This window comes from Nonomuraea sp. NPDC050643, from assembly GCF_040654715.1.
GTDB lineage: Bacteria > Actinomycetota > Actinomycetes > Streptosporangiales > Streptosporangiaceae > Nonomuraea.
The window spans coordinates 1-1,514 of the sequence record NZ_JBFAIM010000181.1 but is presented as its reverse complement, the minus strand read 5'-3'; the positions used below and the strand labels follow the sequence as shown (position 1 = coordinate 1,514).

General features: G+C 67.0%; 1 protein-coding gene. It reads left to right on the top strand.

Features of this window, described 5'->3' with window-relative positions:
- Positions 1-33 precede the first annotated feature (33 nt).
- Positions 34-1,514 (top strand): beta-ketoacyl synthase N-terminal-like domain-containing protein (locus tag AB0I15_RS66840; protein ID WP_358121205.1); only part of this gene is annotated, 1,481 nt, incomplete at its 3' end.

Genomic DNA, 1,514 nt, shown 5'->3' with positions numbered 1-1,514 from the left:
CTCGCCTGGGGACTCTGGACCCAAACCAGCACCATGACCAGCAACCTCACCACCACCGACCACCACCGCATCACCCAAACCGGCATCACCCCCCTATCCCTCACCGAAGGCCACGAACTCCTAGACACCATCCTCAAAGCCCCCCAACCCCTCACCATCCCCGCCCACCTCAACCTCACCCACCTCCGCACCACCACCGGAACACTCCCACCCATCCTCACGAACCTCGCCCCCACCCGCCGAACCACCAACCCAACAACCCCCACCACCAGCAACGACCTACAACGCCAACTCGCCACTCAAAACGAGACCGAACAACACCACACCCTCCTCACCCTCGTGCGAACCCACGCCGGCACCACCCTCGGCCACGCCAACCCCACCCAACTCAACCCCCACCACCCCTTCCAACAACTCGGCTTCGACTCCCTCACCGCCATCGAACTCCGCAACCGCCTCACCACCACCACCGGACTCCGCCTCCCCGCCACCCTCATCTTCGACCACCCCACCCCCACAGCCCTCGCCCAACACCTCCACGAACGACTCATCACGACCAAGCCGGAAGCTCCGAAGGCAACCGCCCTCACCACCACAGGCACCACCAATGAGCCGATCGCGATCGTGGGCATCGGCTGCCGCTTCCCCGGCGGCGTCGCCTCGCCAGACGACCTGTGGAACCTCGTCCACAACGGCGTAGACGCCATCGGTGAGTTCCCTCACGACCGCGGCTGGGACCTCGACAATCTCTACCACCCCGACCCCGACCACCCCGGCAAGACGTACAGCCGCCACGGCGGGTTCCTGCACAATGCGGGCGAATTCGACCCGGCCTTCTTCGGCATCAGTCCCCGCGAAGCCCTGGCGATGGACCCCCAGCAGCGCCTCCTCCTCGAAGTCGCCTGGGAAGCCCTCGAACACGGCGGCATCGACCCCACCACTCTCCGCGGCACCCCCACCGGCGTCTTCACCGGCGTCGTGAGTCAGAGCTACGGCACTCAGGTCGGGGAAAATTCGGGGACCGAGGGTTATCTGCTGACCGGTACGACCGCGAGCGTCGCTTCGGGCCGGATCTCGTACGTGCTCGGCCTGCAAGGCCCGGCCGTCAGCATCGACACGGCCTGCTCCTCCTCCCTCGTCGCCGTCCACCAAGCCGTCCAGGCACTTCGGAACGGCGAATGCACCATGGCCCTCGCCGGCGGCGTCACCATCATGGCCACGCCGACCATCTTCATTGACTTCAGCCGGCAGCGTGGCCTCGCGCCCAACGGCCGGTGCAAATCCTTCGCCGCCGCAGCCGACGGCACCGGCTGGGGCGAAGGCGCCGGTCTCATCGTCCTCGAGCCCCTCTCCCAAGCCCAGCAAAACGGCCACCAGGTCCTGGCCCTGATCAGAGGTTCAGCAGTCAACCAGGACGGCGCCTCCAACGGGTTGACCGCACCCAACGGCCCCTCCCAACAACGCGTCATCCACGCCGCCCTCACCAACGCCGGCCTGCCCCCCGACCACATCGA